At 54.0% G+C, this 26,090-nt stretch carries 28 protein-coding genes and 7 pseudogenes; 21 read left to right on the top strand and 14 right to left on the bottom strand.

The features are described 5' to 3' along the window. Nucleotides 1-7 precede the first annotated feature (7 nt). Complete coding sequence (locus tag FY206_RS05855) at nucleotides 8-556, top strand: DUF2815 family protein (protein ID WP_032638362.1); 549 nt, start codon at nucleotides 8-10, stop codon at nucleotides 554-556. A gap of 42 nt (nucleotides 557-598) precedes the next feature. Here FY206_RS05855 and FY206_RS05850 read toward each other — a convergent pair whose 3' ends face one another. Further along, nucleotides 599-1,285 carry a DUF4145 domain-containing protein gene (locus tag FY206_RS05850; RefSeq protein ID WP_045889989.1) on the bottom strand — a complete coding sequence of 229 codons (687 nt, stop codon included), beginning with the start codon at nucleotides 1,283-1,285 and terminating at the stop codon, nucleotides 599-601. Between FY206_RS05850 and FY206_RS05845 the strand changes: the two genes are divergently transcribed. The 7 genes and pseudogenes from FY206_RS05845 to FY206_RS05815 all read left to right on the top strand — a co-directional run bounded on the left by FY206_RS05845 (nucleotide 1,284) and on the right by FY206_RS05815 (nucleotide 4,926). After that, nucleotides 1,284-1,472 carry a hypothetical protein gene (locus tag FY206_RS05845; protein ID WP_032638360.1) on the top strand — a complete coding sequence of 63 codons (189 nt, stop codon included), beginning with the start codon at nucleotides 1,284-1,286 and terminating at the stop codon, nucleotides 1,470-1,472. The two genes, FY206_RS05850 and FY206_RS05845, sit on opposite strands and share 2 nt — an antisense overlap. A 3-nt stretch (nucleotides 1,473-1,475) precedes the next feature. Continuing rightward, nucleotides 1,476-3,541: pseudogene (locus FY206_RS05840) on the top strand (DNA polymerase). A gap of 5 nt (nucleotides 3,542-3,546) precedes the next feature. Next, entirely contained in the window at nucleotides 3,547-3,759 is a 213-nt protein-coding gene (locus tag FY206_RS05835; RefSeq protein ID WP_032638359.1) for a hypothetical protein, read from the top strand. Then, nucleotides 3,756-3,953 (top strand): hypothetical protein, encoded by a 198-nt coding sequence (locus FY206_RS05830; protein ID WP_032638357.1) that lies wholly within the window; start codon nucleotides 3,756-3,758, stop codon nucleotides 3,951-3,953. The genes FY206_RS05835 and FY206_RS05830 overlap by 4 nt, the downstream gene beginning before the upstream one ends. Before the next feature lie 10 nt (nucleotides 3,954-3,963). Further along, a complete protein-coding gene (locus FY206_RS05825) occupies nucleotides 3,964-4,185 on the top strand; it encodes an ANR family transcriptional regulator (protein ID WP_077064280.1) in 222 nt (73 codons plus the stop codon). After that, nucleotides 4,175-4,657: a class I SAM-dependent methyltransferase gene (locus tag FY206_RS05820; protein WP_032638353.1), complete on the top strand. Its 483-nt coding sequence runs from the start codon at nucleotides 4,175-4,177 to the stop codon at nucleotides 4,655-4,657. Before FY206_RS05825 ends, FY206_RS05820 begins: the two co-directional genes overlap by 11 nt. Beyond that, nucleotides 4,657-4,926: a PDDEXK family nuclease gene (locus tag FY206_RS05815; protein WP_032638351.1), complete on the top strand. Its 270-nt coding sequence runs from the start codon at nucleotides 4,657-4,659 to the stop codon at nucleotides 4,924-4,926. The genes FY206_RS05820 and FY206_RS05815 overlap by 1 nt, the downstream gene beginning before the upstream one ends. On the opposite strand, the gene FY206_RS05810 is transcribed toward FY206_RS05815, so the two are convergent. Further along, a complete protein-coding gene (locus FY206_RS05810; protein ID WP_045889991.1) occupies nucleotides 4,923-5,237 on the bottom strand; it encodes a hypothetical protein in 315 nt (104 codons plus the stop codon). The genes FY206_RS05815 and FY206_RS05810 overlap by 4 nt on opposite strands. 32 nt (nucleotides 5,238-5,269) lie before the next feature. Between FY206_RS05810 and FY206_RS05805 the strand changes: the two are divergent. Continuing rightward, nucleotides 5,270-5,488: pseudogene (locus FY206_RS05805) on the top strand (ATP-dependent helicase); the annotation flags it as partial. A 1-nt stretch (nucleotide 5,489) separates the two neighbouring features. On the opposite strand, the pseudogene FY206_RS05800 reads toward FY206_RS05805, so the two are convergent. Beyond that, nucleotides 5,490-5,837: pseudogene (locus FY206_RS05800) on the bottom strand (Arm DNA-binding domain-containing protein); the annotation flags it as partial. A gap of 309 nt (nucleotides 5,838-6,146) precedes the next feature. On the opposite strand from FY206_RS05800, the pseudogene FY206_RS05795 reads away from it, so the two are divergent. The 5 genes and pseudogenes from FY206_RS05795 (at nucleotide 6,147) to FY206_RS05770 (ending at nucleotide 10,302) form a co-directional block, all read left to right on the top strand. After that, nucleotides 6,147-7,546 (top strand): annotated as a pseudogene (locus tag FY206_RS05795) (tyrosine-type recombinase/integrase). A gap of 105 nt (nucleotides 7,547-7,651) precedes the next feature. After that, entirely contained in the window at nucleotides 7,652-8,101 is a 450-nt protein-coding gene (locus FY206_RS05790) for a hypothetical protein (RefSeq protein ID WP_124053099.1), read from the top strand. Beyond that, nucleotides 8,098-8,319, top strand: coding sequence for a helix-turn-helix domain-containing protein (locus FY206_RS05785; protein WP_003847740.1), 222 nt, complete (start codon nucleotides 8,098-8,100; stop codon nucleotides 8,317-8,319). The genes FY206_RS05790 and FY206_RS05785 overlap by 4 nt, the downstream gene beginning before the upstream one ends. 135 nt (nucleotides 8,320-8,454) lie before the next feature. Continuing rightward, nucleotides 8,455-9,219, top strand: coding sequence for a hypothetical protein (locus FY206_RS05780; RefSeq protein WP_006809977.1), 765 nt, complete (start codon nucleotides 8,455-8,457; stop codon nucleotides 9,217-9,219). A gap of 462 nt (nucleotides 9,220-9,681) precedes the next feature. Further along, nucleotides 9,682-10,302 carry an inovirus Gp2 family protein gene (locus FY206_RS05770; RefSeq protein WP_023336807.1) on the top strand — a complete coding sequence of 207 codons (621 nt, stop codon included), beginning with the start codon at nucleotides 9,682-9,684 and terminating at the stop codon, nucleotides 10,300-10,302. Between the two features lie 568 nt (nucleotides 10,303-10,870). Here the strand turns inward: FY206_RS05770 and FY206_RS25455 are convergent. Both FY206_RS25455 and FY206_RS05760 read right to left on the bottom strand, forming a co-directional pair. Continuing rightward, nucleotides 10,871-11,316, bottom strand: a pseudogene (locus tag FY206_RS25455) (GNAT family N-acetyltransferase); the annotation flags it as partial. Between the two features lie 62 nt (nucleotides 11,317-11,378). Beyond that, nucleotides 11,379-11,981 carry a helix-turn-helix domain-containing protein gene (locus tag FY206_RS05760; RefSeq protein ID WP_001581470.1) on the bottom strand — a complete coding sequence of 201 codons (603 nt, stop codon included), beginning with the start codon at nucleotides 11,979-11,981 and terminating at the stop codon, nucleotides 11,379-11,381. Nucleotides 11,982-12,024: 43 nt separating this feature from the next. Between FY206_RS05760 and FY206_RS05755 the strand changes: the two genes are divergently transcribed. Both FY206_RS05755 and FY206_RS05750 read left to right on the top strand, forming a co-directional pair. Next, entirely contained in the window at nucleotides 12,025-12,720 is a 696-nt protein-coding gene (locus tag FY206_RS05755; RefSeq protein ID WP_023336806.1) for a B3/B4 domain-containing protein, read from the top strand. Between the two features lie 20 nt (nucleotides 12,721-12,740). Further along, nucleotides 12,741-12,986: pseudogene (locus FY206_RS05750) on the top strand (dihydrodipicolinate synthase family protein); the annotation flags it as partial. Here FY206_RS05750 and FY206_RS25760 read toward each other — a convergent pair. Beyond that, on the bottom strand, nucleotides 12,888-13,142 hold the full coding sequence (locus FY206_RS25760; protein ID WP_305955147.1) for a hypothetical protein: 255 nt from the start codon (nucleotides 13,140-13,142) through the stop codon (nucleotides 12,888-12,890). The pseudogene FY206_RS05750 and the gene FY206_RS25760 sit on opposite strands and share 99 nt — an antisense overlap. Then, nucleotides 13,124-14,104, bottom strand: a pseudogene (locus tag FY206_RS05745) (IS5-like element ISKpn26 family transposase). Before FY206_RS05745 ends, FY206_RS25760 begins: the two are co-directional and overlap by 19 nt. Before the next feature lie 34 nt (nucleotides 14,105-14,138). Between FY206_RS05745 and hdeB the strand changes: the two are divergent. Beyond that, a complete protein-coding gene (hdeB, locus tag FY206_RS05740) occupies nucleotides 14,139-14,468 on the top strand; it encodes an acid-activated periplasmic chaperone HdeB (RefSeq protein WP_032642469.1) in 330 nt (109 codons plus the stop codon). Nucleotides 14,469-14,519: 51 nt separating this feature from the next. On the opposite strand, the gene FY206_RS05735 is transcribed toward hdeB, so the two are convergent. The 5 genes from FY206_RS05735 to FY206_RS05715 are packed head-to-tail and all read right to left on the bottom strand — an operon-like array spanning nucleotide 14,520 to nucleotide 19,905. After that, nucleotides 14,520-15,323: an MIP/aquaporin family protein gene (locus FY206_RS05735; RefSeq protein ID WP_023336802.1), complete on the bottom strand. Its 804-nt coding sequence runs from the start codon at nucleotides 15,321-15,323 to the stop codon at nucleotides 14,520-14,522. A 53-nt stretch (nucleotides 15,324-15,376) separates the two neighbouring features. Then, nucleotides 15,377-17,200, bottom strand: a complete 1,824-nt coding sequence (locus FY206_RS05730; protein WP_002917661.1) for a diol dehydratase reactivase subunit alpha — start codon at nucleotides 17,198-17,200, stop codon at nucleotides 15,377-15,379. Between the two features lie 12 nt (nucleotides 17,201-17,212). Next, complete coding sequence (locus FY206_RS05725; protein WP_002917670.1) at nucleotides 17,213-17,638, bottom strand: glycerol dehydratase small subunit DhaB3; 426 nt, start codon at nucleotides 17,636-17,638, stop codon at nucleotides 17,213-17,215. Between the two features lie 2 nt (nucleotides 17,639-17,640). Continuing rightward, nucleotides 17,641-18,225, bottom strand: a complete 585-nt coding sequence (locus tag FY206_RS05720; protein ID WP_002917672.1) for a propanediol/glycerol family dehydratase medium subunit — start codon at nucleotides 18,223-18,225, stop codon at nucleotides 17,641-17,643. 12 nt (nucleotides 18,226-18,237) lie between these two features. Further along, a complete protein-coding gene (locus FY206_RS05715) occupies nucleotides 18,238-19,905 on the bottom strand; it encodes a propanediol/glycerol family dehydratase large subunit (RefSeq protein WP_002917676.1) in 1,668 nt (555 codons plus the stop codon). 413 nt (nucleotides 19,906-20,318) lie between these two features. Between FY206_RS05715 and FY206_RS05710 the strand changes: the two genes are divergently transcribed. From FY206_RS05710 to FY206_RS05695, 4 genes are read left to right on the top strand one after another with little or no spacing between them, the layout of a single operon-like run. After that, on the top strand, nucleotides 20,319-20,747 hold the full coding sequence (locus FY206_RS05710) for a GlcG/HbpS family heme-binding protein (protein ID WP_014599267.1): 429 nt from the start codon (nucleotides 20,319-20,321) through the stop codon (nucleotides 20,745-20,747). Between the two features lie 21 nt (nucleotides 20,748-20,768). Beyond that, complete coding sequence (gene dhaT / locus FY206_RS05705) at nucleotides 20,769-21,932, top strand: 1,3-propanediol dehydrogenase (protein WP_023336801.1); 1,164 nt, start codon at nucleotides 20,769-20,771, stop codon at nucleotides 21,930-21,932. A gap of 20 nt (nucleotides 21,933-21,952) precedes the next feature. Further along, nucleotides 21,953-22,306 (top strand): glycerol dehydratase reactivase beta/small subunit family protein, encoded by a 354-nt coding sequence (locus FY206_RS05700; RefSeq protein ID WP_002917678.1) that lies wholly within the window; start codon nucleotides 21,953-21,955, stop codon nucleotides 22,304-22,306. Beyond that, complete coding sequence (locus FY206_RS05695; RefSeq protein ID WP_004210508.1) at nucleotides 22,307-22,837, top strand: cob(I)yrinic acid a,c-diamide adenosyltransferase; 531 nt, start codon at nucleotides 22,307-22,309, stop codon at nucleotides 22,835-22,837. Here the strand turns inward: FY206_RS05695 and dhaR are convergent. Continuing rightward, entirely contained in the window at nucleotides 22,815-24,740 is a 1,926-nt protein-coding gene (gene dhaR, locus FY206_RS05690) for a dihydroxyacetone kinase operon transcriptional regulator DhaR (RefSeq protein WP_023336800.1), read from the bottom strand. The two genes, FY206_RS05695 and dhaR, sit on opposite strands and share 23 nt — an antisense overlap. 101 nt (nucleotides 24,741-24,841) lie before the next feature. Further along, on the bottom strand, nucleotides 24,842-25,939 hold the full coding sequence (locus FY206_RS05685; protein WP_023336799.1) for a glycerol dehydrogenase: 1,098 nt from the start codon (nucleotides 25,937-25,939) through the stop codon (nucleotides 24,842-24,844). Between the last annotated feature and the right edge of the window lie 151 nt (nucleotides 25,940-26,090).

Below are 26,090 nucleotides of genomic sequence, written 5' to 3'. Positions count from 1 at the left end.
AATACCCATGAAAATTAAACTGAACAACGTCCGCCTGGCCTTCCCTGCTCTTTTCGAAGCAAAAACCGTGAACGGCGAAGGCGACCCGCGCTTCTCTGCTGTTTTCCTGATGGATCCGAAACATCCACAACTGGAAGAAGTCCGCAAAGCGCTGAAACAGGTAGCGAAGGAAAAATGGGGCGAGAAGTGGGAAACCATTTACGGCCAGCTGGAGAAAAAGCTCAATCTCTGCCTGCATGACGGTGATGAGAAAGCCGAATACGAAGGCTTCCCGGGCAACTTCTTCCTGAACGCTGCCAACAAAGCGCGCCCGGCGGTCATTGACCGCGACCGTTCGCCACTCATCCAGGCTGATGGGCGTCCTTATGCTGGTTGCTACGTCAACGCGGTAATCGATATCTGGGCGCAGGACAACAACTTCGGCAAACGCGTTAACGCATCGCTGGGTGGCGTCCAGTTCCTGCGTGATGGTGACGCGTTCGCTGGCGAAGGTGTTGCCGCACCGGACGACTTCGACGACATCAGCGAAGGTGCTGACGCTGGGGAACTGATCTAATCCGTACTGCCCGGCGCATGGCCGAGCGTCTATTTAACACTATTAATCTTCAGATTCTGCTCTTTTTGCCTGAACCATTGCAGGTAATGTGAATGCATATAGAAGAAAAGTTTCTGTAAAATCCATCACCGCTTTGGCGCTATGAGAATCAAATTCGTCCTCTGAATGGGTCTGCTCGTTGCCATCTAATCTGACTATATCAGCCCAATCAAACATTTCTTGGGTTATAGCTCCTTTAGCTTTAAGTTGCTCCATGCGCTTTTGCAGTTTCCAAGCAGAGATATCCTCAGCAATTGCCATTTGCTTAGTAGCCAAATCAATCACTTTTCTACACAGAGCCCCACAGGTTTCGTAGTTTCCCCGAGAATAATTTTCTTTTGCTTCAACAAAAAACTTTCCCACCCTGTCGGGGGTAGCATCAGGCGCTTGAAACGAGGCTGCAACCGGGTATGTACATTGAACACGCCCGAATTCGCTACTGTAATAAGGCCGACAGTCCAAAAGCATGTCTCTTTGATAACTCTTTGAATAGTTCAGAAAGCCATTATTTCTTGCAACCTGTGCATTCGGATGTACTTCTGCAATGACGCCTCCTGAGCAACTCCGACAAATCGCCATAAGTGCATGCGTACCCTTTAAGGATTGATATGTCTCTCCCTCTACCTCTAACACTGCATTCTCACGGTTACAGTGAGGACACGGGATATTAACTAAGGAAACCATTGCCATGAGTAATTTAACTCCATTTCTGTCTGTTATTGAGGATAAGTTGAATAATTCATTTCACCCCGAAATAGAACTCCATCAACTTATTGAAACCATGATTGAAAAAGAAAAAGAGAGATTCATTGTTGCAATGATAGGAAAACTGATCGAGCAGAACAAGAGACTTTCTTCCTACCGTTCAAAAGGTTGAACTATGTCTGAAACCATTCTCTGGGGCGACCTGGAAACCTACTGCGAGATACCCATCACGAACGGCACGCACGCTTATGCGGAAGGTGTCGAGGTGATGCTGTTTGCCTGGGCCATCGGCGACGAACCGGTTAGCGTCTGGGATCTGACAGATGGCGAACCTATCCTCGGCAGGCTTCAGAAGGCTATCGCCGACCCCGACACCCTGCTTTATTTCCATAATTCCCATTTCGACCGCACGGTGCTGCGCCATGCAATACCGCGGCTTGCTCCTGATGTAACACGCTGGCGCGACACGATGGTGCAGGCGCTTGCGCATGGCCTCCCCGGCGCGCTGGGCGCACTCTGCGAAGTGCTGGGCGTCCCGCAGGACAAGGCGAAGGACAAAGAAGGTAAGGCGCTGATCCAGCTGTTCTGTAAGCCCCGGCCAAAGAACAGCAAACTGCGCCGGGCCACCAGCAAAACCCACCCGGAAGAATGGCGGCGCTTTGTTGCTTACGCCGGGCTGGTTATCGAGGCTATGCGCGAAGTGCATAAGCGTCTGCCGAAGTGGAATTATAAGGGCACAGAGCTGGCGCTCTGGCATCGCGACCAGCAGATCAATGACCGCGGCGTCTGCATGGATGTGCAGCTGGCGCAGGCAGCGATCGAGGCAGTAGACCAGGAGCAAAACGCCTGGCGAAACGCACGCAGGTAATGACCGACGGCGAAGTGCAGGCGGCCACGCAGCGCGATGCGCTGATTAAGCACATTGTTGAATCGTACGGGGTGGAGCTGCCGGACATCCAGCGCAGCACGCTGGAGCGCCGTATGGCGGATCCTGATTTGCCGTCGGCGGTGAAAGAACTGCTGGCTATCCGACTGCAGGCCAGCACCACCAGCACCAGTAAGTACAAATCGCTGATGAAGGGTGTTAGCAGTGACGGGCGTCTGCGCGGTACGCTGCAGTTCTGCGGCGCATCGCGAACGGGGCGCTGGGCCGGACGATTATTCCAGCCTCAGAACCTGCCCCGCCCTTCTCTTGAGCAGGACCAGATAGATGAGGGCATCGAGGCGCTGAAAGCCGGATGCGCCGATCTGCTGTTCGATAACATCATGGAGCTGACCAGCTCAGCGCTGCGCGGCTGCATCATGGCACCAGAAGGCAAAAAGCTGGTGGTTAGCGACCTGTCGAACATCGAAGGGCGAAAACTGGCCTGGCTTGCCGGCGAGCAGTGGAAGCTGGACGCGTTTCGTGAGTACGACGAGGGGACCGGGCCAGACCTGTATAAACTGGCCTACGCCCGCGCATTCAATATCTCACCGGACGATGTCGATAAATACCAGCGTCAGATCGGCAAGGTGATGGAGCTGGGCCTCGGCTTTGGTGGTGGCGTTGCGGCGTTTCTTACCTTCGCCCTGGTTTACGGCCTCGACCTTGACGAGCTGGCGAACGCCGCGCTGCCTAATATCCCCCGCGATGTAATCCGCGAGGCAAAAAGCTGGTACGACGAATCGGTTAAACGTAAGTCGACCTTTGGCCTGTCCGAGCGTGTATTCATCGCATGTGACTCGCTCAAGCGCCTGTGGCGCCGGGCGCATCCCGCGACCTGCGATTTCTGGTATGAACTTGAGCGCACCGTCCGCACCGCCATCGCCACACCGCAAAAAACGCTGTACTGCGGCTATCTGAAAGTCCGCCGCGATGGTGCATGGCTGCGCATCCAGCTGCCGTCCGGGCGCGCACTCTGCTACCCATCCCCGTCCATCGAGAAGGGGAATATCACCTATCAGGGCGTTAACTCCTACTCGCGCAAATGGCAGCGGCTCAAAACCTACGGCGGAAAGCTGGTGGAAAACGTCACCCAGGCGGCTGCCCGTGACGTTCTGGCCGGAAACATGCCGCTGATCGAGGATGCCGGTTACAGCATTGTGCTGACTGTACACGATGAAGTGATCACCGAAGCGCCGGACACTGACGATTTCAACGACAAGGCGCTCTCCGCGCTGCTCTCCACTAACCCCGTATGGGCGCCCGATATCCCGCTGAACGCTGGTGGCTTTGAGGCATACCACTACCGTAAGGATTAATCGCTATGGCTGTAATAAAAACGCATACCGGAACGGTTATTACCCGCACCGGTGAAAAGCAGGTGCAATTGCATCAAAACCCGACAACGTGGGTGGGTGGCCCCAAAGAGTATTACTACAAAGTTACAGGCCGCCGCGGTGGTGCCGTCGGTGTCCGTACTCGTCTGGTGCTGAGCAGCATCCGCCCGATCGAAAAGATGGAGGACCAACAGCAATGACTCAGGGCAATATTCAGAATTTCGCCATCATCGTGCTGGTGAACGGTGGCACAAAACAGGTCTTTTTGACCAAAGAGCAAAAGCGGCTTTTTGCGAAGCTCACCCTGGGCGCACTGAGCGACAGGCCAATCACCATGATGCCTATCGACGATATGATCCAGTTGCAGCCTGACACCGACGCGTTCTCATCCTGAGGTAACCCCTATGTCATTTAAATATCGGGACAGTCCGCTTTATTACCGGACTGCGCGGGAGGCTTTACGCCTTGAGCAGTCCGGTGAATATGACCGGGCGGCGAAAGTCTGGTCCAAAGCCAACCGCGAATCACGTAACGAACTTAATCAGGACTGGAGCGAACGCCGGGCTGATTTTTGCCTGATGCAGAACATGCGCGAAAAAAGTAAGGCGGTGGACGATGGCGTATGAGCAGACCATTCTTGACATGTGCTGCGGCTCTCGCATGTTCTGGTTCGACAAGCAGGACAAGCGCGCGGTATTTAGTGATATCCGCGCTGAGCAGCATGAGCTTTGCGACGGCCGCCAGCTGGTTATCAACCCGGAACTTATTGCTGATTTCCGCGCCCTTCCCTTTGCCGATAAAACTTTCCCTGTCGTCGTGTTCGATCCGCCTCACCTCGAGCGTGTCGGTGATAACGCGTGGATGGGTAAAAAGTACGGGCGGCTCAACAAAGAGACATGGCGCGATGATTTGCGCGCCGGTTTCGCTGAAGCGTTCAGGGTATTGCGGCCACACGGTGTACTGATCTTCAAATGGAACGAAACGCAAATACCGGTAAGCAATGTTCTGGCACTAACCGACGAGAAGCCGATCATCTGGCAGCGCACTGGCAAAGCTGACAAGACCCACTGGGTAATTTTCGTCAAAGGTGGGAAATGATGGTCTACGAACGTGAAAGCCTTATCGAAAAGCACCTCGTCGCCGAAGTGAAAAAGGCTGGAGGGGTTGCCTTTAAGTTCGTGTCACCTGGTCGCCGCTCGGTACCGGATCGCATTGTTCTGCTACCCGGCGGCCGTCTCGTCTTTGTTGAATGCAAAGCACCCGGCAAACCACCACGCCCCGACCAACTGCGCGAGCACGAACGGCTGCGCGCGCTGGGTTTTACCGTGGTGGTGCTGGATAGCAAAAATCTGGAGGGGATTATTTAAATTGTACAAACAGCTCGATATAGATCTTGAGTTATTTGGGTATAAATAATTTTCCCATTCTTTCGATAAACTTTAGCAATAAAGCGAGTCCAGTTATTTCCGGCAGCTGTAATCAAGCGTGCTGTATTTGGCTCATGAATTACGGTGGATGGAGGCAATTCAAATCCTGTATGCAATTTCGGCTTTATTGTTGGCAACTCATAAAATTTAGGATTGGTTTCATCAACCTCATTCGCGTCGACTTCATATTCGATGGTACCGCCATTAGCGAAGAAGTCGTCTGGCGTTAGATTTTGAGTAATTAGTTTCATTTAGCTACGTCCTTTTAAAGTGGAAAGGCATTATGACAAAAGCTTTTCAGCCACGCCCCTATCAAGATCTAATTATCAACCACGAAATCGACATTCTGCGCTGCAACGTATGGGCCGGCATGGGCATGGGTAAAACCGTGGCGACGCTCACCACTCTGGAAGATCTATTTATGGCGGGCGCAGAGACACAGCCCGCGCTGGTGCTCGCGCCGTTGCGCGTGGCGGCCAGCACCTGGCCGGATGAAGCGGTTACCCAGGCGACCAGCGCGGCTTCTTGAATTCGTGCCATTCTGTGGCAATCTCTTTAAACGTGATCGTCTTTGCTGCCGCAGCTGCAACATGGCTTTTGGCTTTTACTGGATCAACACCTGCCGCAACGTTACGCCGGGCCTCATCTCGCTTTTCCCGAGCGGCCGCCAGCGAAACAGCCGGGTACACACCGAGCGCCAGCATCTTTTCTTTACCGGCGAAGGTATAGCGATAACGCCAGTATTTCGCCCCGCTGGTTTTCACCAGCAGAATAAGCCCGTTACCGTCCGGCAGCTTGTAGTCTTTCTCCGCAGGCTTTGCCGTCTCGACCTGTCGCGCGTTTAGTTTCATAGGTACCCGCCTCAAACTCAGATACCCGATTATGTACCCGTTTTAAATTTGGATTGCAACGGTAAAAGGTGGATAACGGCGGACAAACAAAACAGCCAACACCTCGAAAAACAAGGAAAAATGGACGACTGGGGATGGTACTGGATGAAAAGATGGTGCCGATAATAGGAGTCGAACCTACGACCTTCGCATTACGAATGCGACGTTATTATATTTTTACCCCTTTAAAAACCTACTCTTAAAACAAGTAATTCATTATAAAACATTGTGTTATTAAAAACACCTGTTGATAAAAATTGACAGGTGTTGATGTTTATTCCCCCATTTTACTTACACCAGCAGTTACATTATGGTGATGTAACATTTCTCATCTGGAGCCCCAAAATGGCACTTCCAAGACAAAAACTCACCTTCGAGCGCATTCGAAAATTTGCTTTATCTGAAGGAAAAACCCAGGCATTTCTTTGGGATGCGGACGTAACTTCCCTGGCATGTCGGGCAACTCGCGGAACAAAAGCTTTTGTGTTCCAAAGCGTATATGCGGGAAAAACCCTTCGCATGACCATTGGCAACATTAACGATTGGAGGATTGATGATGCCAGGGCCGAAGCCAGGCGGCTGCAAACATTAATCGATACTGGAATAGATCCGCGTATAGCTAAGGCAGAAAAAATTGCTGAAGCGGAATCACAGCAGGCTGAATCTCGTAAAACGAAGGTAACCTTCACAAGCGCTTGGGAAGATTACCTTGAAGAATTGAGAACCGGAATCAGCGCAAAAACTAAACGCCCATATTCTACTCGATACATTGCCGATCACATTAACTTGTCCAGCCGTGGAGGGGTAAGTAAAAAAAGAGGCCGGGGCCCAACCTCGGCTGGACCATTGGCTAGCTTACTCGACCTACCGTTATCGGAACTAACACCAGAGAACATTGCCGCATGGCTAAGTACAGAGAGACAAAATCGGCCTACCGTCACTGCTCATGCCTACCGGCTGTTGCGTGCATTTATCAAATGGGCTAATTACCAGAAAAAATATCAGGGAATAATCCATGGCGATATTGCACAAGATCATAACGTGAGAAAAGTGGTTCCAGTATCAGCGAGTAAAGCGGGAGATTGCTTACAAAAAGAACAGTTAAAAATCTGGTTCAGTGCCGTACGTAGCCTCAATAATCCCATTGCATCGGCCTATCTCCAAGTACTTTTGCTCACCGGTGCACGGCGTGAAGAAATTGCGTCACTTCGGTGGTCTGACGTAGATTTCAAATGGTCAAGCATGAGGATTAAAGACAAGATCGAAGGCGAACGTATCATCCCTCTCACTCCTTATGTTTCTGAGCTGTTAAGTGCGCTAGCGCAATTCCCAAATTCTGACGTAAATAAGGAGGGTTGGGTTTTCAGAAGTAACAGCAAAAGTGGCAAAATTATTGAACCGCGTTCAGGACACAACAGAGCGTTAGCTCGAGCTGAGTTACCACATATCAGCCTTCACGGCTTACGCCGTAGTTTTGGCACTCTTGCTGAATGGGTTGAAGTGCCAACAGGTATTGTTGCTCAAATTATGGGACACAAACCAAGTGCACTGGCGGAAAAACACTACCGCCGTCGTCCGTTAGATCTGTTGCGCAAATGGCATGAAAAAATTGAGAGGTGGATCTTACAGCAAGCAAATATTGTAAAAAAATAACCGTTGATATGCGTTGATTTCATTTAATATCAATAGATTACAGAACAACATCCATCGTTGACATAAGTGTATTTTAAGGTTTAAATTCCATCGTCCACTTTTAAATCAGGAGATAAAGCATTATGTCTAATTCTTTGATGAGTTCTGCGCAAACTAGCTCAAAGGCTCGAATAGTACGGGTCGTGGGTAAGATCAAAGTTGTTCGTTCTAGTAAGCAGCGACAAACCTGTGCTGAGTCCATATTTCAGGAAAGACAGATGAACATCAGGATTCGAGCTGCTCTTGGACACCTCAATGAAAAAAACTCTTTATACAATAAAAACAATCGACATAAAACTTTGGGCGTTTTTTTTGCACGTATCATCTCGCACAAAAATCTGGCCGAAAACTCGCAAGGTAATGCGTCTAAATCAACTAAAAGTACCTCATCCGGCTCAAGCGAAGGTAGTGACCCTGACCCTGAAGCTTATTCAAGCTTGGCTTTTTCGTTTTCTTTTTGGTCCTTTCTTTCCCTTCTAATTTCATTACTTTTTGTATATGCCTGCATCTCAATCATTGAGGTGGTAGCATGAGCATATATGAGCAATCCAGAACATCTTTATCTGAACTTGTTTCCACAAGTGAGTTAGCACATCTATTAAACCTTAAAGCCCAAACAATTCGAAAATGGCTTTGCCAAGACAAGCTGCCTAATGGTTTACCACGCCCAAAGAAAATTAACAGCCGACATTATTGGTTACGCAAAGACATTGATAGGTTCCTATTAACCTTCTCAGTATATTGTAATTAACAGCAGCCTCAAAATCATAACTCCCCAGCTATTCTAAAGAATAGCTGGCTTAATTAACAGAAACAATCCGTCAATAAAAGATACTAAATCACCACCGTTTATCACATTTTACATTAACGAAAGTCAAGGATACATATGAAAAAACGCATCACTTTCAGCGCAAACAAAAAATCAACTATTGATGCAATCGACGACTATAGCAATGCAAAAGGATACTCTAGGTCAGAGGTGATATCATTTTTGTTAAACGCCACAGCCCCAGCATTGAATAAAATAACATCGCAATATCATATAGCTCAAACTTTGGAGTCAACATTAGGCTGTATTTTTGAAGAGAAGGCCCCCTCAATCGCACGGGGTGAGCCAAAATTAACTTACGAAGAGTTTTTTTATTCCGTCTGGAACACTCACATTCGACACCGGAACGAGGTTGTCGATCAAGATTTTTATGCGCACAAAATACCACATGATAAGATGGGAAAGAGCGAAAAAAAATTAATTCATGAAAAGCTCTCATACATTATAAAAAGTTTCAATGTAAAAAAAGCAATTTTTATTTACACAGATCGGCGCGTGAACCGCAAACATCTCATTGCAGGAGGGTTATCTAATATCATACTGATAAAGGACACAGTCTACGATGGTTGTTTTTTTGATTTGAGCAGCATTGTGATTATGCCAATCTTTGAACTTATTACATTTGGAGTTGAGGCAGTATTGAAAAGAAATAAAACTCCCCCTAAACAATCATGCTATTGCTGGATACCAATTTATTACACAAATGATCTAGCGGTAATGGTTCCGGTAATTGCCGAAGGCGATACACCTCAAAAGGCGATGAAAGGAGGAGATGCCATCATTATTAATCCCTTTAACGGTGAAGTAAACCATACATTCTGATACCAATGTTAAGCATAACCACTTAGTTTACATACATCTCGACAGTATGGAGTTATTGCCTAATAGCTAGATGAGAGCAAAAGATGCCTACTAACAAAACAAAACCAAAGAAAATGCAGGGAAGACCTGAAGGAAGTAAATATTCTTATCTAATTCAGAATGAGAAGGCTAAGCATTACTCTCAATCCAAGGTGGCAAAGATCTTAGGAATAAGCATTTCCACGGTAAAAAGATACTGGGATAATGGTATCTTTGGATGATCATAATTGCAGAGTTACTTTTTAAGTATTTTACTGCACGGGTAATGGGTTGATAACAAGTTTTATTGTTGGAAAGGTATTATAAAGCAATCATTACTACCAACAGTTAATTAACATAACTAATTACAGACATTCAACTATGTCTTATCATATTACTATATACGGCTATCGAAAGCCGTAGGACTAGCTACAGGATCGAAACATGGAATTATATCATGGTTCACATGGTGAGCATGTGCTCGCCTATAAAAAAAATATTGAACGAGTCGTCAATGATGCACTCAGTGAATTCCCCAGAACAATGGCATTACGTGTTGATGTACATTACCCCCCCATTCTAGACAGAGGTGATACTGTTTGCTGTTTTCCTAATCTAGAGCCTGGTGCCATATCCCGTTTCCGTAATGCATTAAATGCCATGTTGGAGGCCAATGAGAGAGCCAGAGCCGCCAACGGTAAAAGAATATATCCAAACCGAGTTCGTCATGTTTGGGTAAGGGAGTTTTCCGAAGAGGGAAAATGTCATTTTCATATTGGTCTTTTTTTTAACAAAGATGCTTATTACCATTTAGGTGATTATGAGGCTGAAAGCAATTTAAGGATGATGATTGTAAGAGCATGGTATAGCGCACTGGGATTGGAACTGGATGATTATCCGGGATTGGCTCACTACCCTGAAAATTGTCGTTATATATTAGACGTCAATGATTTTAACTTTGAAGGAGAATACAATAAATTACTGAATCGTCTTGACTACCTGGCTAAACTTGATACAAAAGTATACGGAGATGGCGACCGTAGCTTCGGCTGCAGTCGCGGGTAATTTATTTTTTTACAGAAATGGCCTTTCTTATGGATGGAAAGGCCAAACCCATCAGTTAAAGATGGTTGTTTTACTATAATCCAACGACCTCATCCCCGATATTAGTCAAAATCATTAATTCTTTAATCTCTCGTTGTGCCAACTGTAATTCAAACTGCTCTTGAATTAACATCCACTTCGACCAACTTCCACCGACTACATGCGATAACCGGAGTGCCATAGCTTTCGTCAGTGAAACTGAACCGTTCAACAATTCAACTATCTCTTGCTCGCGACATCCCATGTAAACCGAAAATTTATTCAGTCCTATATTTGATACCGCTAGTATTTCGGCCAGTTTAATGCCGGGATGATCAGGAAGTAAGGTCATGCCGTATTCATCCTGATAAATTCCATAAATAGAACAGCCAGTTTCTCTCAGTTCTCGTAAATTCTTCCCTGCAAACTTCAGCTCGTGTGAAAGCCCGAGAAACTCACCAGTAAATTCATATTCTGCTTCAGGCCTATGGTGGCATTTGATCAATGCAAATGCCGCCCCTACTTTTTCAACTGTTACAGTACCTTCGGTTTTACGATACATGTCTGGTCGGTTGATCTGCCAGACAAAGTCTGGTCGGTTCAACGGGAGATACCCCATTTTCTGGTATAGCCAAGGGGCGCTGTCAGTGACCAGCATTATCCGTCGCAGGCGTGACATCAATGGATGGGCGTGACAGCATTCAATCAACCAACGACCGAGGCCACTTTTCTGATAGTCGTTCAGCACGTAGACGTCGCACAAATAACCAAAAGTGGCAAAGTCTGTCACCAGACGGGTGAAACCGATCTGTCTTGTGCCATCCAGTAGGCCAAAACAAAGGCTGTTCTGGATAGATACACTGACCGTTTCTATATCAATACCAGGAGCCCAGGACGATTGCGAAAGGTAATCATGAATGGCTTCCAGCTCAAAAAAGCGGGATCGGTTGTGACCGTAAACAGGTCTTTAGTAAAACTGAGATGCGGGTTATCCACTGATTAACTCCTTGTAAACGAATATGTGACGAGACAGGACCGAACGGTATGTTGGGTAACTCTCAGGATGATTTCTCATGTACCGTCATGATGAACACCAATGGGCTCGCTCCTCGGTTTTCATAGCAATGCGCAACGTCTGTTCTCGCGGTTGCCGAACAGTTGGTGTTCACTTGATACAGGTGATCTTGTACACCCAGTGTGAGTGTGCCTTCCTGGACGTAAAACAATTCAAGCGTTCCATCTGTGTGGCCGGGGGAAGCAAACTTTTCCCCCGGTTGCATTTCCCACATCCACATCTCGGTCATATCAGGGCCACCTGATCCTGCAAGCAGTCTGGCTCGTCCGCCTTTTTCGCCTTGCCATAATTCGGGGATTTCCTCTTCAGCGATGAGATGCACCGTTGGTTTCGAACTGACATCCACAAAGTCTGCCACCGAAACCCCCATCGCGACGGCCAGGCGGCACAACAGAGCAATACTGGGATTTGCCCGGCACCCCTCAATTTCAACCAGTGCACCCTTGCTGACGCCCGCCCGGCGGGAGAGTTCATCAAGGGAGATTTTTTTTTGTTTGCGATACAGCTTAATCCGCTGAGATACAGCTTCATTTACTGTGCTGGCAATCGAACCAGCATCGGTCATTAAATTGACTTTTTTAGTCATTGGTCATTATCATGATTTAAATTGGTCATTACAGGATTATTCCGTGTTAACAGTATCTCCGTCAATTGCCCCTGAAATTTATCGTATTGCACCCGGTTTCCGGGCACTCAGTATCTATGTAAACGCTGCGCCGGTGCTGAACCCTGATATTGGTGAAACAGCGCTGAGAGAAGCTTGTGAAGCGGTTCTTGTCGGTGAGCCTGAGTGGGCAGAATCGCATTTAGCTGCATGGGCTGAGATTTTTCAGACGTTTGGCGCTAAGCCTAAACGCACCCCTTGTTCAGCTGATGCGTTACGTAAGCGTGTATTACGTGACGGCGCGATGCCAGCACTTGACCCCATCGTTGATCTCTATAATGCCGTTAGCCTTCGCTACGCCGTGCCGGTGGGGGGCGAGAACATTGCTGCCTATCAGGGGCTACCACGCCTCGTTGTGGCAACAGGCACTGAGCCGTTTGATACGGTAAAAGAGGGTGAAATCGCCGTTGAATATCCTTCGCAAGGTGAAGTTATCTGGCGTGATGATGCCGGTGTGACCTGCCGTCGCTGGAACTGGCGACAAGGAGTCAGAACCCGCTTAGATGTGGAAGCACAGCACATGTGGTTTATTCTGGAGAGTCTGCCGCAAATGCCACTGGAAAAACTTCACGAAGCCGGGAAGATGCTGACCGATGGCCTCGAAGCAATGACGCCAGGTCTGCGGGTTGACGTAACTCTCATTGAAGAGCAACAACCGTAATACCATTGAGGAGAAACACCATGTTCACCGGCTTGTCTGCTTTCCCAATGACCCCTGTTACCGCCAACGGCGTCGATGAAAAGGGATTCAATAATATTTTGGCCCGCCTTACGACGGCACGGGTGGATTCAATGGGTATTCTGGGGTCTACCGGTAGCTACGCCTATCTAACCCCGGAGCAGCGCAAACGTGTCGCGACTCTGGCAAAACAGGTTGCTGGGGATATCCCTGTTATGGTGTGTGTGGGGGCAGTCAGGGAAGGTGCGAATAAGCAGGTCATTTCTTCCCAAGCTGACTCGCTGATTAAAATTTCGCGGATCTGGGCCGATTTTTTTCCCGCAAACACATCGAATCAGCCTATTTAGGCTATTTTTTCCACCATTTCTGGCGTTATTTCCGGTTTTTACTGAGATCTCTCCCACTGACGTATCATTTGGTCCACCCGAAACAGGTTGGCCAGGGTGAATAACATCGCCAGTTGGTTATCGTTTTTCAGCAGCCCCTTGTATCTGGCTTTCACGAAGCCGAACTGCCGCTTGATGATGCGAAACGGGTGCTCCACCCTGGCACGGATGCTGGCTTTCATGTATTCGATGTTGATGGCCGTTTTGTTCTTGCGCGGATGCTGCTTCAAGGTTTTTACCTTGCCGGGACGCTCGGCGATCAGCCAGTCCACATCCACCTCGGCCAGCTCCTCGCGCTGTGGCGCTCCTTGGTAGCCGGCATCGGCTGAGACAAATTGCTCCTCTCCATGAAGCAGATTACCCAGCTGATTGAGGTCATGCTCGTTGGCCGCGGTGGTGACTAGGCTGTGGGTCAGGCCACTCTTGGCATCGACACCAATGTGGGCCTTCATGCCAAAGTGCCACTGATTGCCTTTCTTGGTCTGATGCATCTCCGGATCGCGTTGCTGCTCTTTGTTCTTGGTAGAGCTGGGTGCCTCAATGATGGTGGCATCCACCAAAGTGCCTTAGGTCATCATGACGCCTGCTTCGGCCAGCCAGCGATTGATGGTCTTGAACAATTGACGGGCCAGTTGATGCTGCTCGAGCAGGTGGCGGAAATTCATGATGGTGGTGCGATCCGGCAGGGTGCTATCCAGGGATAATCGGGCAAACAGGCGCATGGAGGCGATTTCGTACAGGGCATCTTCCATGGCACCGTCGCTCAGGTTGTACCAATGCTGCATGCAGTGAATACGCAGCATGGTCTCCAGCGGATAGGGCCGTCGGCCATTGCCCGCCTTGGGATAAAACGGCTCGATGACAGCGGTCATATTCTGCCATGGCAGAATCTGCTCCATGCGGGACAAGAAAATCTCTTTTCTGGTCTGACGGCGCTTAGTGCTGAATTCACTATCGGCGAAGGTGAGTTGATGGCTCATGATGTCCCTCTGGGATGCGCTCCGGATGAATATGATGATCTCATATCAGGAACTTGTTCGCACCTTCCCTAAAGCACTCGTATTGACCGTGGCGGCTACCACATTCTGTCTGATGACCAGCCCGGCGTTCGCGGTTGAGGAAACCACGCCGCAGAATATGACCTGTCAGGAATTTATGGATATGAACCCAAAAAGCATGACCCCGGTGGCCTTCTGGGTAGTGAATCGCAACACCGACTTTAGCGGCGGCGACTATGTTGACTGGCATGAAGTCGAGACCGTTTCGGTACCGAAAATGCTGCAGGAGTGCCACAAGAACCCCGCCGCTAAACTTGGCGATCTCAGCGCGGTCATCAAAAAATAACCCCCCCGGCATCAGGCCGGGGAAACCCGCCGCGCTGCGGCGGGTCCCGCTTTACTCATCGATACCGCATTCGCACGGCAGAAGGCGGCCGATAAGCTTGCGATACAAAAACGCCCCGATAATCGCCCCCACCACCGGCGCCAGCAGCGGCACCAGAAAGTAAGGGATCGCCAGCCCACCGGTAAAGGCGATCGAGCTCCACCCGGCCAGACTGGTAAACAGTTTTGGGCCGAAGTCGCGCGCCGGATTCAGCGCAAAGCCGGTTAGCGGCCCCATCGACGCGCCGATCACGGCGATCAGCAAGCCAATCAGCAACGGCGCCAGCGGCCCGCGCGGAATTCCGTTGCCGTCGTCGGTCAGGGCCATGATCATCGCCATCAGGATTGCCGTGATGGTGGTCTCAACGGCAAACGCTTGTATAAAAGTGATATGTGGATGCGGGTACGTGGAAAAGACCCCGGCCAGGTTAAGGCTGGCGGCAGTGCCGCGCACGATATGCTGACTCTGTTCAAGATCGAGAAACAGCTGGCGATAGAGCCCATACACCAGCGCGGCGGCGCAGAAGGCCCCGGCCGTCTGGGCAACAATAAACGGCAGCACCTTGCGGCGTTCAAAACAGGCGAACAGCCACAGGGCAATGGTCACCGCCGGATTAAGGTGCGCGCCGGAGACACCGGCCGTCAGGTAGATGGCCATGGCGACGCCAAGGCCCCAGATAATACTGATCTCCCACTGACCAAAGCTGGCCCCGGCGACCCGCAGCGCAGCGACGCAGCCCGCGCCGAAGAAAATGAGCAATCCGGTGCCAAGAAACTCGGCCACGCACTGCCCGGTTAAGGTAGAAGTCTGGTTCATTATCGGCATCCTGAAATAGCACGTTAAAGAGAGAGGCTGGCGCGAGCGCCCGTTTAATTCGCCTGACCGGCCAGTAGCAGCCCGGTGGCGACCGCATTGCGCGGCCCTTCTGTTCCCCGAATATTGCCCTGCCCGGCGACTACGCCATAGTGCGACAAGGCTTCCGTGATAAGCTGCGGGATCTCAAAGTCCAGCGATGAGCCGCCCACCAGCACCACAAAGGCGATATCGCGAATGGAACCGCCGGGTGAGACCTGGCGCAGCGCGCGCAGGCAGTTGGTGACAAACACTTTCTCTTTCGCCTGCCGGCGCACGAGACGAATTTTTTCCAGCGGGCTGGCGTTATCGATCGGCACCAGTTCGCCCTCCTTGATGTACACCACTTTGGCGAACACCGCCGGGCTGAGGGCTTCCCGAAAGAACTCCACCGCGCCATTCTCGTGACGAATACTGAACAGGCTTTCCACTTTGGCCAGCGGGTATTTTTTTATCGCTTCCGCCAGCGAAAGATCCTCGAGGCCCAGCTCGGTTTTAATCAACAGGCTGACCATATTCCCCGCCCCGGCGAGATGGACCGCCGTTATCTGCCCCTCCGCGTTGACGATCGCCGCATCCGTCGAGCCGGCGCCGAGATCGAGGATCGCCAGCGGCGCCGCACAGCCGGGAGTGGTTAACGCCCCGGCGATGGCCATGTTGGCCTCCACGCCGCCCACCACCACCTCGGTCTGCAGTCGGGCGCTCAGTTCGCGGGCGATAACCTGCATTTGCAGACGGTCCGCTTTCACCATCGCCGCCATCCCGACGGCATTTTCCATGGCGCACTCGCCGGCCATCCCGCCCTGCACCTTGCGCGGAATAAACGTATCCACCGCCAGCAGATCCTGGATGTATATCGCGCTCATCTCATGGCCGGTCAGGGACGCCATTACCTTGCGCACCCGCTCAAGCATGCCGCCGGCGTGAGTGCCCGGTTCGCCGCGGATGTCGCGTACCGGAGCACAGGCGCTCATCGCCTGCATGATGGCTTCCGCGCCCTCGGCGACATCGGCCTCTCCGCGGCGCTTTTCGCCGCTAATGTAGAGGTTGCCCGCCGGGATCACCCGCGACTGCACGTCCCCCTGCGGGGTCTTGAGCACCACCGCTGAACGGTTGCCAATCAGGGCGCGGGCGATGGGGACGATGGCCTGGGTCTCTTCCGGGCTTAGCCCGAAGAAGGTGGCGATCCCGTAGGGATTCGACAGGATCCGCACCACCTGGCCCGGCGCGGCCACTTCCACCGCCGCCATCACCCCCTCGGGGACCTGCTCCAGGAGCGTCACTTCATCTACCACCGGCAGGGTTTTACGCAGGCGGTTGTTCACCAGCACGCCGTCGTCCTTTTTGAGGATCGCCGCCACCACGTTGATCCCCCGGTCGAGCGCCTCATTGAGCCACCACACGGCGTCAAGGAAATCGACGGCGTCGTCAATCAGTACGATCCACCCCTCGGCATACTGCGCCGCCGGCAGCGTCGCCAGCCGCCCGAGGGCGATAGTCGTCCCCACGCCAACGCCCACCCCGCCCGGCGTCTGCGGGTTATGACCGATCATGGTCGATTCGGTGATAATGGTCTCGGTGATGGTCTCCATCGCCACATCGCCAATCACCGGCGCGGCTTCGTTAAGATAGATGCGAGAGACATCGCTCATCGACCACGGTGTTTTCGCCAGGGCCTGCTCCAGCGCGGCGAGGGTCCCGGCGATATTGTCCCGCGTCCCTTTCATGCCCGTCGTCGCGACGATCCCGCTGGCAACAAACGCCCTCGCCTGCGGGTCGTCGGACGCCAGCGCCACCTCGGTGGTGGCGTTGCCGATATCAATCCCGGCTATTAACGGCATGCTGACCTCCGCTTAGCTTCCTTTACGCAGCTTATGCCGCTGCTGATACACTTCCGCCGACTCCCGGACAAAGGCGGCATTCACTGTCGCATGCCAGGTGTGCTCCAGCTCGTCGGCGATCGCCAGCAGCTCCGCCTGCGAGGAGCGGAACGGGCGCAGCGCGTTATAGATAGCCAGAATGCGCTCGTCAGGAATGGCGATAAGCTCCGCCGCGCGGCGGAAATTGCGCGCCACCGCATGGCGCTGCATCTGCTCAGCAATCTGCGCCTGGTACTCAAGGGTCTGGCGGGAGATCCGCACATCCTGCGGGCCCACCTCGCCAGAGAGCACCTTCTCGAGGGTAATATCGGTCAATGGTTTGCCGGTAGGCGTCAGGATATGCTCCGGGCAGCGGGTGGCTAACGGATAATCCTGCACGCGCATGGTTTTCTCGCTCATGGTCACTCCCTTACTAAGTCGACGTGCAGGGTGACGGGCTCGGCGTCCTGCACCACATGTTTGGTCTCTTTGATATGAAATAGCGCGGCTTTGGCCATAAATTTCGGCCGCACCATCTGATCGTTCACCACCGGCACCGGCGAAGGTGACTCTTTGCGCGCATAGCGCGCGGCGTTTTTGCCAATCTGCCGGTAGGTTTCCAGCGTCAGCAGCGGCGCCTGGGAGAACAGCTCCAGGTTGCTGAGCGGCAGCAGATCGCGCTGATGGATGACCGTGGTCCCCTTCGACTGGATACCGATGCCGATCCCCGAGCCGCTCAGGTTGGCAGCATCCCAGGCCATAAAGGAGACGTCGGACGTGCGCAGAATGCGCACCACCCGGGCGTGAAGCCCCTCTTCTTCCACCCCGGCAATCAGCTCTTTGAGGATCGCGCCATGGGGCATATCGATCAGAGTGTGATGCTGGTGTTTATCGAAGGCAGGGCCGACGCCGATCACCACTTCATCGGCGCGTTCATCGGCAGAAGCTACCCCGCCCTCGCGGGTTTTCAGGGTAAAAGAGGGCTGAATTTGGGTTGTCTGTTGCACAGGAATACCGCCTTATTCAATGGTGTCGGGCTGAACCACGCCCGGAATATTTTTGATCTCCGCCCAGCGTTCGGCAGAGATGCGATAGCCGGTGCCCGGCCCCTGATAGTCATTGATGTCGTTGACCGCACTCACCACCTCGAACTGCCGATCGAGAATGGCCGAGGTCTGCAGGTAATCGCCGGTGACCCGCTGGCGCAGCATATTGAGAATATTGCTGGCGATATCCTCAAAGCCGCTGCGGCTCAGCGCGCCGACAATATCGAGGCCGGTGATGTTGCGCTTCATCATCTCTTCCACCGCACTCAGATCCTCCACCACGTTACGCGGCGGCATCTCGTTGCTACCGTGCGCGTAGGTGGCGGCCTCCACCTCCTCGTCGGCGATTGGCGGCAGCCCCAGCTCGCGGAAAACCGCCTGGATCGCCCGCGCCGCTTTCTGGCGAATGGCAATGGTTTCCGCCTCGGTCACCGGACGCAGGCCGCCGTCAACCATCAGGTCACGCTGCAGGATGTTGTAATCATCAAAATCTTCCGCATCGAAGTTCGAGCCGGCGAACATGTTGTCGTAGTTCGGCACCGCGCTGTAGCCGGAGAAAATAAAGTCGGTGCCCGGCAGCATCTGCATCAGGGTGCGCGCGGTGCGGCGAATATCCGAGTGGGAGAAAGTCTGGTCGTTAGCGGACGCCACTTCGAGGTCGAGCATAGAGGCGATCAGGTTTTCCGCCAGCACCGCCCGAATGCCCGACGGCACAGCGCCGGTCATGCCGATACAGCTCACCGCGCCGTTTTGCAGCCCCTGAACCCCGGCGCCTTTGGTAATGAAGATGCAGCGCGATTCGAGGTAGAGCATCGACTTGCTCTCCGAATAGCCCATCAGCGCTTCGGATCCGGTGCCGGAGGTGTAGCGCATTTTCAACCCGCGGGAGGCGTAGGCCGAGGCGAGGAACGCCTTTGACCACGGAGTATCATCGCCGTCGGTAAATACCGCTTCAGTGCCGTAGACCGACACCGTCTCGGCGTAGCTGGTTAAGCCACGCATGCCCAGCTCCAGCTCGGTGGCCTCTTCCACCGAGCACTGCGTCAACACGCCGGGACGGCCGCACTGCGAACCGACCAACAGCGCCAGGGCGTTAAACGGCGCATAGCGCGCGATACCGACCGTGGTCTCCTGTTCTGAGAAGCCGCGGATCCCGGCCTCGGCGGCGTCAGCGGCAATCTGCACCGGATTATCTTTGAGATTGGTGACGTGGCACTGGTTGGAGGGGGTCCGGCGGGCACGCATCTTCTGCAGCGCCATCATCATCTCCACCACGTTCATCTGCGCCATCACCTCGACCGCTTTGGCCGGCGTGATGGCGGTAGTGATGGCAATGATCTCCTCCCGGCTGACGTGAATATCCACCAGCATGCGGGCTATTTCCACCGCCTCCAGGCGCATTGCCTGCTCTGTGCGCTCAACGTTGATCGCGTAATCGGCGATAAATCGGTCGATCATGTCAAACTGGTCCCGGCGTTTGCCGTCCAGTTCGACGATCAGACCGTTGTCCACTTTTACTGAAGAGACCGGGTCAAAGGGGCTGTCCATGGCGATCAGCCCCTCTTCAGGCCACTCGCCAATCAGCCCGTCCTGATTGACGGGGCGCTGGGCCAGTACTGCAAATCGTTTTGATCTTTTCATTGTTCATCGGCTCAAAAGGTGAAATCCGCAGACGGTAGCGAATACGCCGGGCCAGCGTCGTTGCCGCCCGGCCATTACTGGCAATAGCGGAACTTTAAATGAGCCAGTGGTGAAAAAAATAAATTTAATTTCGTTTCAATTTGGCACACGAAATCTACCGACAGTTTCACTATGAAACTTTACTCCGGCGGCAAAAATAAAAAATGTGATCGCCCGCAATGATATAAATCAATTAATAAAAAACGCCCTTAATTACGTTTTGCCGACGCTATTTTAACCCTATTGACTAAATCATGGCGGGCGACAAAATAACGCTGACAAAAATAAAGCAAGCCAACCGAATGGTAATAGTTTTTTACTATCGCCCCCTACTGACTATTCGCGCCAGCGTTATCCTGGTGCGGGAGAGAATGATGAACAAGAGCCAACAAGTTCAGACAATCACCCTGGCCGCCGCCCAGCAAATGGCGGCGGCGGTGGAAAAAAAAGCCACTGAGATCAACGTGGCGGTGGTGTTTTCCGTGGTTGACCGCGGAGGCAACACGCTGCTTATCCAGCGGATGGACGAGGCCTTCGTCTCCAGCTGCGATATTTCCCTGAATAAAGCCTGGAGCGCCTGCAGCCTGAAGCAAGGTACCCATGAAATTACGCCAGCGGTCCAGCCAGGACAATCTCTGTACGGTCTGCAGCTTACCAACCAACAGCGAATTATTATTTTTGGCGGCGGCCTGCCAGTTATTTTTAATGAGCAGGTAATTGGCGCCGTCGGCGTTAGCGGCGGTACGGTCGAGCAGGATCAATTATTAGCACAGTGCGCCCTGGATTGTTTTTCCGCATTATAACCTGAAGCGAGAAGGTATATTATGAGCTATCGTATGTTTGATTATCTGGTGCCAAACGTTAACTTTTTTGGCCCCAACGCCATTTCCGTAGTCGGCGAACGCTGCCAGCTGCTGGGGGGGAAAAAAGCCCTGCTGGTCACCGACAAAGGCCTGCGGGCAATTAAAGATGGCGCGGTGGACAAAACCCTGCATTATCTGCGGGAGGCCGGGATCGAGGTGGCGATCTTTGACGGCGTCGAGCCGAACCCGAAAGACACCAACGTGCGCGACGGCCTCGCCGTGTTTCGCCGCGAACAGTGCGACATCATCGTCACCGTGGGCGGCGGCAGCCCGCACGATTGCGGCAAAGGCATCGGCATCGCCGCCACCCATGAGGGCGATCTGTACCAGTATGCCGGAATCGAGACCCTGACCAACCCGCTGCCGCCTATCGTCGCGGTCAATACCACCGCCGGCACCGCCAGCGAGGTCACCCGCCACTGCGTCCTGACCAACACCGAAACCAAAGTGAAGTTTGTGATCGTCAGCTGGCGCAACCTGCCGTCGGTCTCTATCAACGATCCGCTGCTGATGATCGGTAAACCGGCCGCCCTGACCGCGGCGACCGGGATGGATGCCCTGACCCACGCCGTAGAGGCCTATATCTCCAAAGACGCTAACCCGGTGACGGACGCCGCCGCCATGCAGGCGATCCGCCTCATCGCCCGCAACCTGCGCCAGGCCGTGGCCCTCGGCAGCAATCTGCAGGCGCGGGAAAACATGGCCTATGCCTCTCTGCTGGCCGGGATGGCTTTCAATAACGCCAACCTCGGCTACGTGCACGCCATGGCGCACCAGCTGGGCGGCCTGTACGACATGCCGCACGGCGTGGCCAACGCTGTCCTGCTGCCGCATGTGGCCCGCTACAACCTGATCGCCAACCCGGAGAAATTCGCCGAGATTGCTGAACTGATGGGCGAAAATATCACCGGACTGTCCACTCTCGACGCGGCGGAAAAAGCCATCGCCGCTATCACGCGTCTGTCGATGGATATCGGTATTCCGCAGCATCTGCGCGATCTGGGAGTAAAAGAGGCCGACTTCCCCTACATGGCTGAGATGGCTCTGAAAGACGGCAATGCGTTCTCGAACCCGCGTAAAGGCAACGAGCAGGAGATTGCCGCGATTTTCCGCCAGGCATTCTGAGTGTTAACGAGGGGACCGTCATGTCGCTTTCACCGCCAGGCGTACGCCTGTTTTACGATCCGCGCGGGCACCATGCCGGCGCCATCAATGAGCTGTGCTGGGGGCTGGAGGAGCAGGGGGTCCCCTGCCAGACCATAACCTATGACGGAGGCGGTGACGCCGCTGCGCTGGGCGCCCTGGCGGCCAGAAGCTCGCCCCTGCGGGTGGGTATAGGGCTCAGCGCGTCCGGCGAGATAGCCCTCACTCATGCCCAGCTGCCGGCGGACGCGCCGCTGGCTACCGGACACGTCACCGATAGCGACGATCATCTGCGTACGCTCGGCGCCAACGCCGGGCAGCTGGTTAAAGTCCTGCCGTTAAGTGAGAGAAACTGAATGTATCGTATCTATACCCGCACCGGGGATAAAGGCACCACCGCCCTGTACGGCGGCAGCCGCATCGAGAAAGACCATATTCGCGTCGAGGCCTACGGCACCGTCGATGAACTGATATCCCAACTGGGCGTCTGCTACGCCACGACCCGCGACGCCGGGCTCCGGGAAAGCCTGCACCATATTCAGCAGACGCTGTTCGTGCTGGGGGCTGAACTGGCCAGCGATGCGCGGGGCCTGACCCGCCTGAGCCAGACGGTCGGCGAAGAGGAGATCACCGCCCTGGAGCGGCTTATCGACCGCAATATGGCCGAGAGCGGCCCGTTAAAACAGTTCGTGATCCCGGGGAGGAATCTCGCCTCTGCCCAGCTGCACGTGGCGCGCACCCAGTCCCGTCGGCTCGAACGCCTGCTGACGGCCATGGACCGCGCGCATCCGCTGCGCGACGCGCTCAAACGCTACAGCAATCGCCTGTCGGATGCCCTGTTCTCCATGGCGCGTATCGAGGAGACTAGGCCTGATGCTTGCGCTTGAATTGGCTGGCGTCAATATCGTACTGCTTCATTTTGCGCCACAGGGTGGTGCGGCCGATATTGAGCAGCTGCGACATCTCCTGCACCCGCCCGCTGGTCACCCGGGCGGCGTGAATAATAGCTTCCTTTTCGATGGCGCTAAAGGTCAGGCTGGCCGGCAGCAGCGATGACGCGCTATCCCCGCCCGGCCGCTCGGAAAAGAGATATTCCGGCAGATTACTCAGGCGAATGTGGCCGTTGTCGCTGCTGATGGCGATATTCTCAATGACGCTGTTGAGCTCAAAATCATTCCCCGGCCATGAGTAGGCCACCAGCTGCGCCAGCGCGTCATCGTCCACTTTCAGTCGCGAAGAGAAACGCTTCTCCAGGCTCTTCAACCGGTTATGCACCAGCGACGGAATACTGTTGCGTCGGGCGCGCAGCGGCGGGATGACGATCTCAAAGGAGTGCAGCGCATAGTACAGCTGGCGGCTAAAGCGGTTCTGTTCCACCAGATTGGCCAGATCGACGGTGGTGGTGGCAATCACCTTCACATCCACCGGGATCAGGCGCCGGGCGTCGAGGCGGGTGAGCACGCCCTGCTTAATCACCTGCAGCAGGGCCGACTGCAGCTCCGGCGCCAGATACTCGATCTTTTCCAGAAACAGGGTGCCGCCGTTGGCGAGCTCAAGGCGGCTCAGGCGACCATTTTCATCGTCGGTAGGGGCGCTGCCCATAAAGTCCTGGCCCAGCACGCTGTCGGCATATAGCTGGCAGTTGACGGCGATGTAGGGGCCGCCCGCCCGTTCGCTTTCATTGTGGATAGCCTGGCTCAGCAGCTCTTTCCCAACCCCCTCTTCGCCGCACAGCAGCACCGGGAAGCCACCGCGCGCCGCCTGGCGGCCAAAGTGGATCAGGCGTCGGGTTTCCGGATCGTCGGCAGACATCTGCTCAAAGGTGTGGCTCACTTTACCGAGCTGGCTGGTCATCAGCTGCCGCATCTGCTCCACCGGGTGCAGCAGCAGAATAAAACTGTTGCCTTGCGCCTCGACAATCGGTTTTAAGGTGATCACCGCATCGACAAACTGATGCTGACTTTCAAAGGTGACTTCGACGTGATTCAGGCCACGGGCGTGTTTGATGGCGCGGCGCAGCAGCGCCGGGAGGGTCACCAGATCGGCGATATTTTTCCCCTGGCTGGCCTGAGCATCAAGATGCAGCAGTCTCGCCGCCTGAACATTGAGAAACTGCAGCACGCCCTGTTCGTTCCACGCCATCACCCCATCGTCCATGCTCTCCAGCAGGCCGTACATCTGATTGAGGTGACGGTTGGATTCCGCCAGCAGGCTGTCGGTAAGCAGGGAGTTACCCACCTCGCGGGCGATGGCCAGCGTCAGGGAGAGGTCGGCGCTGGACTGGTGCTCGACCAGACAGCAAAGCGAGATAGAGCCGAACAGCCGCCCGTGGTTATCAAACACCGGCGTCGAGCAAAAACTCCATGGCTGTAGCGCCTGCTTAAAATGCCGATCGCCGGCGGTGTTGATCGGCTGGCCCTGCATCGCGGCCAGCGACAGCGCGCAGGTGCCGATAATGCTCTCCGCACAATAGCTGCCGTCGCGAAATCCCAGGGCAGCCAGCTGGGCCAGGGTTTGCGGCTCGCCGCAACGGCTCAGGATGCAGGCAGACTCATCAAGAATAAACAGCGCGCAGGGGCGGCCGTCCATAAACTCCCAGGCGTCTTCCAGCGCCGCCTGGCCGATGGTCAGCAGCGCGGTTTTACGCCGACAGATGGAGTCGAAGGTCAGGCCCTGGGCCTGGTGCGGCGTTTGCCAGGTTTCGCGCTGCATAAACTTGCTGCAGCGGTGCCATGACTGGGCGATGACGGAAGAGACCACCTTCCCGGTTTCCTGAGTCTGAACAGTCATATCCTTTTCCGCGTTGTACCATAGAGAACCCCTCCGGCAGCGACTGCCGGAGGGGAGAAAGAAAAACCGCTGACCTGGGCCAGCGGTTTAGCCACCGCGAATTAACGCGCCAGCCACTGCTGGCCTAACAGATCGGCGGTGAGGATAGCGGCATGGACGCTCTCCGGGGTCACCGCAAACGGCATATTATGGATGGTTTCCCCTTCCGCGCAGGTGGCTTTCGCCACCGCGGCGATTTTCTCGTCGATCCCCTCTTTGACGCCCATCTGCGCGAGCGTCACCGGCAGGCCGACGCGCTGGCAGAAGCCCAGCACCGTTTCAATCTCGTCCATCGGGCTGTTCTGTAGCACCAGCTGCGCCAGGGTACCGAAGGCCACTTTCTCACCGTGATACAGATGGTGGCACTCTTCAAGGATGGTGAAACCGTTGTGAATCGCGTGCGCGCCGGCCAGGCCGCTGCTCTCAAAACCGATACCGCTCAGATAGGTGTTGGCTTCGACAATACGCTCCAGCGCATCGGTCACCACTCCAGCCTGAGCCGCCAGGCGTGCTTTTTCGCCTTCAGCCAGCAGCGTATCATAGCACAGGCGCGCCAGGCTCAAGGCCGCCGCCGTGGACTGCCCGCCCGCCATGCTGGTGGCTCGCGCATCGAAGCAGGCCTTGGCTTCAAACCAGGTGGAGAGCGCATCGCCCATCCCGGCCACCAGCAAGCGTACCGGCGCTTTGGCGATAATCGCCGTGTCCATCACCACCATATCCGGGTTTTTCGGGTAGATCAGATACTCTTCAAACTCGCCCGCCTCGGTGTAGATAACCGACAGCGCGCTGGTCGGCGCATCGGTTGAGGCAATTGTCGGGATCACCACCACCGGCAGCTTCTGATAATAGCCGATCGCCTTCGCGGTATCGAGGGTTTTCCCGCCGCCGATACCCACCACGCCGCGGCAGCCGTGCTGCTTAAGAATGGCGATCAGGCGGTTGATTTCCGCATGGCTGCACTCGCCGTTAAACCGTTCCGCATGGCAGCTAATATTGTGGCTATGCAGGCCGTTCAATACTTTGTCGCCCGCCAACTTCATCACGAAGTCATCGGCGATAACAAAAAAGCTGTCGGCCAGGTTTTTAGCGTATTCGCCAAACAGCATGGCGGCATCAGGTCCCTGGAGATATTTGGCTGGAGATTGAATAACTTTTAGCATTTCTTTCACCCTCAAATAAGTGCGTATGTTGACACGTGAGCCCAGGCCGTCATGCCGCGGCGCCTGATATCAATGGCGCTTACAGCCACGCTGCCGGAGCGATGCATCCACTGTAGGGCGAGCCGCGGCGAAAAAAATTTTTCCCTTTTTG

The organism is Enterobacter chengduensis (assembly GCF_001984825.2).
GTDB lineage: Bacteria > Pseudomonadota > Gammaproteobacteria > Enterobacterales > Enterobacteriaceae > Enterobacter > Enterobacter chengduensis.
The sequence above is the reverse complement of the archived record's forward strand: the minus strand, read 5'-3'. Positions and strand labels throughout refer to the sequence as shown.

Bases quoted from the DNA above. Each gene is read 5' to 3' on its own strand.
- FY206_RS05855 (WP_032638362.1), top strand. From the start codon at position 8: ATGAAAATTAAACTGAACAACGTCCGCCTGGCCTTCCCTGCTCTTTTC.
- FY206_RS05845 (WP_032638360.1), top strand. From the start codon at position 1,284: ATGAGTAATTTAACTCCATTTCTGTCTGTTATTGAGGATAAGTTGAAT.
- FY206_RS05850 (WP_045889989.1), bottom strand. From the start codon at position 1,285: ATGGCAATGGTTTCCTTAGTTAATATCCCGTGTCCTCACTGTAACCGT.
- FY206_RS05835 (WP_032638359.1), top strand. From the start codon at position 3,547: ATGGCTGTAATAAAAACGCATACCGGAACGGTTATTACCCGCACCGGT.
- FY206_RS05830 (WP_032638357.1), top strand. From the start codon at position 3,756: ATGACTCAGGGCAATATTCAGAATTTCGCCATCATCGTGCTGGTGAAC.
- FY206_RS05825 (WP_077064280.1), top strand. From the start codon at position 3,964: ATGTCATTTAAATATCGGGACAGTCCGCTTTATTACCGGACTGCGCGG.
- FY206_RS05820 (WP_032638353.1), top strand. From the start codon at position 4,175: ATGGCGTATGAGCAGACCATTCTTGACATGTGCTGCGGCTCTCGCATG.
- FY206_RS05815 (WP_032638351.1), top strand. From the start codon at position 4,657: ATGGTCTACGAACGTGAAAGCCTTATCGAAAAGCACCTCGTCGCCGAA.
- FY206_RS05810 (WP_045889991.1), bottom strand. From the start codon at position 5,237: ATGAAACTAATTACTCAAAATCTAACGCCAGACGACTTCTTCGCTAAT.
- FY206_RS05790 (WP_124053099.1), top strand. From the start codon at position 7,652: ATGTCTAATTCTTTGATGAGTTCTGCGCAAACTAGCTCAAAGGCTCGA.
- FY206_RS05785 (WP_003847740.1), top strand. From the start codon at position 8,098: ATGAGCATATATGAGCAATCCAGAACATCTTTATCTGAACTTGTTTCC.
- FY206_RS05780 (WP_006809977.1), top strand. From the start codon at position 8,455: ATGAAAAAACGCATCACTTTCAGCGCAAACAAAAAATCAACTATTGAT.
- FY206_RS05770 (WP_023336807.1), top strand. From the start codon at position 9,682: ATGGAATTATATCATGGTTCACATGGTGAGCATGTGCTCGCCTATAAA.
- FY206_RS05760 (WP_001581470.1), bottom strand. From the start codon at position 11,981: ATGACTAAAAAAGTCAATTTAATGACCGATGCTGGTTCGATTGCCAGC.
- hdeB (WP_032642469.1), top strand. From the start codon at position 14,139: ATGATCTCATATCAGGAACTTGTTCGCACCTTCCCTAAAGCACTCGTA.
- FY206_RS05735 (WP_023336802.1), bottom strand. From the start codon at position 15,323: ATGAACCAGACTTCTACCTTAACCGGGCAGTGCGTGGCCGAGTTTCTT.
- FY206_RS05730 (WP_002917661.1), bottom strand. From the start codon at position 17,200: ATGCCGTTAATAGCCGGGATTGATATCGGCAACGCCACCACCGAGGTG.
- FY206_RS05725 (WP_002917670.1), bottom strand. From the start codon at position 17,638: ATGAGCGAGAAAACCATGCGCGTGCAGGATTATCCGTTAGCCACCCGC.
- FY206_RS05715 (WP_002917676.1), bottom strand. From the start codon at position 19,905: ATGAAAAGATCAAAACGATTTGCAGTACTGGCCCAGCGCCCCGTCAAT.
- FY206_RS05710 (WP_014599267.1), top strand. From the start codon at position 20,319: ATGAACAAGAGCCAACAAGTTCAGACAATCACCCTGGCCGCCGCCCAG.
- dhaT (WP_023336801.1), top strand. From the start codon at position 20,769: ATGAGCTATCGTATGTTTGATTATCTGGTGCCAAACGTTAACTTTTTT.
- FY206_RS05700 (WP_002917678.1), top strand. From the start codon at position 21,953: ATGTCGCTTTCACCGCCAGGCGTACGCCTGTTTTACGATCCGCGCGGG.
- FY206_RS05695 (WP_004210508.1), top strand. From the start codon at position 22,307: ATGTATCGTATCTATACCCGCACCGGGGATAAAGGCACCACCGCCCTG.
- dhaR (WP_023336800.1), bottom strand. From the start codon at position 24,740: ATGACTGTTCAGACTCAGGAAACCGGGAAGGTGGTCTCTTCCGTCATC.
- FY206_RS05685 (WP_023336799.1), bottom strand. From the start codon at position 25,939: ATGCTAAAAGTTATTCAATCTCCAGCCAAATATCTCCAGGGACCTGAT.